The sequence below is a fragment of the Actinomycetota bacterium genome, from assembly GCA_036280995.1.
In the GTDB taxonomy this organism is placed as follows: Bacteria; Actinomycetota; CALGFH01; order CALGFH01; family CALGFH01; genus CALGFH01.
This window is the reverse complement of record DASUPQ010000763.1, coordinates 1-5340: the sequence shown is the minus strand read 5'-3', so window position 1 is coordinate 5340 and position 5340 is coordinate 1. Positions and strand designations below refer to the sequence as shown.

5 protein-coding genes are annotated in these 5340 nt (G+C 69.3%); 1 reads left to right on the top strand and 4 read right to left on the bottom strand.

Annotation, left to right across the window (positions count from 1 at the left end; translation table 11 throughout):
- The coding region (locus VF468_25455; GenBank protein ID HEX5881634.1) for an FAD-dependent oxidoreductase at window positions 1-258 on the bottom strand (258 nt) is incomplete at its 3' end.
- 894 nt (window positions 259-1152) lie between these two features.
- Between VF468_25455 and VF468_25450 the strand changes: the two genes are divergently transcribed.
- On the top strand, window positions 1153-3108 hold the full coding sequence (locus tag VF468_25450; protein ID HEX5881633.1) for an acyl-CoA dehydrogenase family protein: 1956 nt from the start codon (window positions 1153-1155) through the stop codon (window positions 3106-3108).
- Between the two features lie 48 nt (window positions 3109-3156).
- Here the strand turns inward: VF468_25450 and VF468_25445 are convergent, their stop codons facing one another.
- The 3 genes from VF468_25445 to VF468_25435 all read right to left on the bottom strand — a co-directional run bounded on the left by VF468_25445 (window position 3157) and on the right by VF468_25435 (window position 5022).
- On the bottom strand, window positions 3157-3474 hold the full coding sequence (locus VF468_25445; protein HEX5881632.1) for an integrase core domain-containing protein: 318 nt from the start codon (window positions 3472-3474) through the stop codon (window positions 3157-3159).
- On the bottom strand, window positions 3452-4231 hold the full coding sequence (locus tag VF468_25440; protein ID HEX5881631.1) for a helix-turn-helix domain-containing protein: 780 nt from the start codon (window positions 4229-4231) through the stop codon (window positions 3452-3454). Before VF468_25440 ends, VF468_25445 begins: the two co-directional genes overlap by 23 nt.
- Before the next feature lie 284 nt (window positions 4232-4515).
- Complete coding sequence (locus VF468_25435; protein ID HEX5881630.1) at window positions 4516-5022, bottom strand: hypothetical protein; 507 nt, start codon at window positions 5020-5022, stop codon at window positions 4516-4518.
- Window positions 5023-5340: the final 318 nt, after the last annotated feature.

The window sequence follows — 5340 nt, the reverse complement described above, 5'->3', positions numbered from 1 at the left end:
GCCTGTGTCCTCGATGGTATGCGGCGCGATCCGGCGCAGGACGGCGTTCTCCTCGACGCACTCGCGGGCCGACGGCAGGTCGTTGACCGCGTACCGGGCGCCCGAATGCAGCTCGCCGTGCCAACGCCCCGATGTGCCCGTCCCCAGGTCGGAGCGCTCCACCAGGACCGCCTCGATACCGCGCAGGGCCAGGTCCCACAACACGGCCGTCCCGGTGGCGCCCCCGCCGATCACTACCACGTCGGTCTCGCGCAGCATCGCCTGCTCCCTTCGCGGCCAGCGCCCGTCGTACCAAGCGTACTGCCGCGCTGGGGGTGGTCGGCCACCTCCGGGACCAAACCGGCGCCCCGGCCGGAGCCCATGCCGGCCCGTCCAAGCCGCCGTCGATCGACGCTTCAACCGGTGCCGCTACGACGCCGCCCCCACGATCCAGGCGTTCAGCGCCCGGCTACGCCAGCAGATCGAGCTGGACACCTGACCGGCGAGCTGCTCACCGTGCTCGACCAGAGGATGCAGCCGATAGTGCCCTCGCCGCCCGTCAGATGAATTCCAGGGACGCAACACAAGGCTGATGCAGGGTGCCGGAGGGATTCGACGAACTGGCCATGGCCATCTGATCGGGCGGAGGTCGAGGCTCCAGCCTGCCCTTGGTCGCCGCAATGCAACAACGCCGGCGGACTCGGTTGCTGCCTCACTGCGGTTCAGAATCGGCTTTCAGCGGTCCACCCTTCCTCCATCGCTCGTTATCAGCGAGCAGACCATACGACGCTGGACCGACAAGTCGTTGTAGCGGGTGAGGAAGTTCGTCGATGGGTCGCTCACGACCGGCCGCGCCCGCGGATCCGCTCGAACGGGCTCGCGCAGGCGGCACAGAGCCACTGGGATGTCATGACCGTCGGTCCGACCTCGCCGACCCGCTCGACCTCGTCGGAGCCGCACCACGGGCAGATCACGCGGTCAGAGGCTTGGGCTCCCTGGGGAACGCGACGGCGACGTCGCCCGCGCCATCGAGGGCGAGTTTGGGCGGCCGGCTGCAGGTCCGCGCGGCGTGAGGCGACGGACGATGAGAGCACCGACCGCGCGTAAGGCCTGGTCGAACGGGCACAATCAGTCCAGGACCAGCAACGGGCAGCCGGCAACGGAGGCGGTACGGTGAGCCGGGACACACAGGCACATACGGAGCAGCACTCCCGCAAGGTCGCCGAGGCGGCGCGCGAGCAGGACTGGCAGCAGCCGAGCTTCGGCAAGGAGCTGTTCCTCGGTCGGCTGCGGCTCGACCTGATCCATCCCCACCCGCGCCCGACCGAGCAGGAGCGGCGCAAGGGCGAGGCCTTCCTGGCGCGGCTGGAGGCGTTCCTCCGCGAGACGGTCGACCCGCTGCAGATCGAGCGCGACGCCAAGATCCCCGACGAAGTCGTGCGGGGCCTGGGCGAGCTGGGCGCGTTCGGGATCAAGATCGACGAGCGCTACGGCGGCCTCGGCCTTTCCCAGGTCTACTACAACCGGGCGCTGGCCCTGGCGGCGTCGGCGCACTCCTCGATCAGCGTGCTGCTCAGCGCCCACCAGTCGATCGGGGTGCCCGAGCCGGTGCGGCTGTTCGGCACCCCCGAGCAGCAGCGGCGCATCCTGCCGGGGGTGGCCAGGGACCAGGTCAGCGCGTTCCTGCTGACCGAGCCTGACGTGGGCAGCGACCCGGCCCGCATGCGCACCACCGCCACACCGACCGAGGACGGCAGCGCGTATGTGCTCAACGGCTCCAAGCTGTGGACCACCAACGGTGTGATCGCCGACATGCTGGTGGTGATGGCGGTCGTGCCCCGCTCCCAAGGGCACCGGGGCGGCATCACCGCGTTCGTGGTCGACGCCCACACGCCCGGGATCACCGTCACCCACCGCAACCAGTTCATGGGGCTGCGCGGGATCGAGAACGGCGTCACCGTCTTCGACAACGTCCGCGTCCCGGCCGCCGACCGCCTCGGCGAGGAAGGCCGCGGGCTCAAGATCGCGCTGCAGACGCTCAACACGGGGCGGCTGTCCCTGCCCGCCATCTGCTGCGCGGCGGCCAAGTGGTCGCTCAGGATCGCCCGCCAGTGGTGCAACGAGCGGGTCCAGTGGGGTAAGCCGATCGGCAAGCACGAGGCCGTCGCCGCCAAGGTCGCGTTCATCGCCGGCATGGCCTACGGGATGGAGTCGATGCTGGAGCTGGCCAGCGCGCTGGCCGACGACAAGCGCAACGACATCCGCATCGAGGCCGCCCTGACCAAGCTGTACACCTCCGAGATGGCCTGGCTGGTCGCCGACGAGCTGGTCCAGCTGCGCGGCGGGCGCGGCTATGAGACGGCCACCTCGCTGGCCGCCCGCGGCGAGCGCCCGGTCGGCGCCGAGCAGGGTCTGCGCGACCTGCGGATCAACCGCGTCTTCGAGGGCTCGACCGAGATCATGCACCTGTTCATCGCCCGCGAGGCGGTCGACCAGCACCTCTCGGTCGCCGGCGGCCTGATCGACCCGGAGACCGGCCTCGGCGGCAAGGCCAGGGCGGCCGCGTCAGCCAGCCGCTTCTACGCCCGCTGGCTGCCCCAGCTGACCGTCGGCAAGGGCTACACCCCCGGCGGTTTCGAGGAGTTCGGTGCCCTCGCCACCCACCTGCGCTTTATGGAGCGGGCAAGCCGGCGGCTCGCCCGCTCGACCTTCTACGGCATGGCCCGCTGGCAGGGCCGGCTGGACCGCAAGCAGCGGTTCCTGGGCCGGATCGTGGACATCGGCGCCGAGCTGTTCGCGATCAGCGCCACCTGCGTGCGGACCCAGATGCTGCTCGACGACCAAATGCCCGAAGCCGAGGGTGCAGTCGAGCTGGCCGAGCTGTTCTGCCGGGGCGCCCGCCGCCGGGTCGACCGGCTGTTCCACGACCTGTGGGCAAACGACGACACCGGCGACTACGCGGCCGCCCAGCGCGTCCTGCGCGGCGACTACACCTGGCTAGAGGCGGGGATCATCGACCCCTCCGGCGACGGCCCGATGATCCCCGAGCGGGTCGCGGCCGGGCAGGCCGCCCAGGAGGCGGCGGGCGTGCAGCCCGGCGACCAGGTCAAGCTCGGCGCCAGCAGATAGCGGCCAGTCGCCCTAGCCCGACCCCGTGGGGTGCCTGAAGTCAGCTCTTCATGCTGCCGGCTCATACTCATGAATTAGTCCACCGAGCAGGTCACGCCGGCGCAACCGGCCAAGGATTGATCCGCCCTTCGGTTCTGCTAGCACCGACGGCACGGGCGCCATGTGACCAAGGCTGCGGTGCGGACGGTGCCGGTTGTAGTGCTCCACATAGACTCGCAGTACACCAGCAAGCTGCCGGCAGCCGACGATCAGCAGCTGGTCAAGACACTCTCGGCGCACGCTGCCGACCCACCGTTCGGCGACGGCGTTGGCGTTGGGTGCCTGGACCGGTGTGCGGATGACCTCAGTGCCGGTCGAGCGCCACACGTCGTCGAACGCCCTGCTGAACTTGGTGTCCCGGTCGCGGATCAGGAATTTGAACGCGGTGGCCCGGTCGTCGAGGACGGCGACCAGGTTGCGGGCCTGCTGGGCAACCCACCACCCAGTCGGGTGAGCGGTGACGCCGACCAGGTGCACCCGTCGGGCTTCCGAGTTCGATGACGAACAGCACATATACGCGCTGCAGGAAGACCGTGTCGACGGTGAAGAAGTCGCACGCCATGATCCCGGCGGCCTGCTGGCGCAGGAACGCCCGCCAACTCGTTGCAGTGCGGCGGGGCGCCGGGTCAAGGCCGTGGGCGCGCAGCACCCGCCTGATCGAGCTGGCCGACACCCGAACGCCTAGGCGCAGTAACTCGCCGTGGATCCGTTGGTAGCCCAACCGCGGATTCTCGCGAGCAAGCCGCACGACCAGCTGCTGCCCCTCGTCGGATATCGCAGGCCGTCCATGGGAGGTGGTGGGGTAGGTCCAGCGCCGGCAGATCATGCGCCGGTGCCAGCGCAGCAGCGTCTCGGGTTGCACCAGGAACACCGACCACCGCGCCCGTGGGAGCAGCCGGCTCAGCGCCGCAAGCAGCGCCCGGTCCTTCGGCTGCAGGCGGGGCCGTGGATGCTGGCGGCGTAGCACCGCGAGCTCGTGGCGTAACACCAGGATCTCGATCTCCTTGGCGTGCGCCGACCGGAAGCAGAGCATGACCAGTTCAAAGACACGGCGCAGCGCCAGGTAGACGAACGACCAGACCACACCAGACCTCCACCGGTGAGGATGAGTAAGAGACGGGGCATCGTAGTCCCTCGTCAAGCGGTGCCTGCTGGTGACGGCCACGACCGACTTCTGGCACCCCACGCGCGGACTACAAGCGCCTGACCGCTGTGCCAGGCGCAGGTCGCGAAGGTCGCGGGCGAGCGTCGGGGCCGCAATATCCTGGCAGTGGCCCGCGATAACCGAGAAGGGCCCCGGAAGCCGTCCCTCTAGGGCCCTTCTCGTACGGTGCGGCGCCGGCCGGACCGGGCCTTCCTGCCGGTGGGCTAGGCGCAGCGAGGCTTCTCGAACCGGACCCGGAGGCCGGTGACGGTCGGCGGGTCGGTTGAGGTGTCGACCGTCTCGGCCGTGACGTGGGCGACGACGTGGAAGTTCACCGTTGACCCGTCCTCGGCCCTGGCACGGACGCTGAACGTGAAGGTCGCGTTGGCCATGTTGGGGTTGTGGTTCTCACCAAACCACTGCGTGAAGCGGCCGGTGTAGGTTGGCAGTGACGGGTCGAGCGGGTCGGCGATAACGGTCCCGGTGAGCGTCCCCGTGAAGTGGACGCCGTTGGCGTTCTCGGTGAAGTGAAAGACGCCGTTGTAGGTGATGGTGATCTCGGCCGGCCCGACGCACGGGAGCTCGTCGATGAAGGTCTCGGTCTCGTCCTTGACGGTCTCGGTGAACGTCTCGGCCTGGGCGAAGGCGCTGGAGGCTGGCAGGATCAGCAGCGTCAACGCGCAGGCCACCAGGACCGAGCGGCGCAGCCAGCTCCTCTTTGGTGGGTGCATGCGAAGCTTCCCCCCTTCTGGCCCCGGTTCGAGCAGAAAGGTGATGGAAGGCCCGGATCAGCCGGTCACCGGGGCCGAAGGAACCCTACAGCTCGCTTGGTGCGAGGGCGATGCTGCAGAGGGCGTAGGTGGCTCTCGCCCAAGTTCACTAGGCTAGCGCCATTACAGCGGCTTGATCCTGATGTCTGGCCGGGTTAGGCAGCAACACGGCGCTCACGTGGCACCACGCTGAGTGGCCACCGGATCAGTATGAGATGGCCGCCGCAGGCGGCGCGGACCGAAGGTCCGCCAAGAACGCGGACAGGCCGATGAATCAAT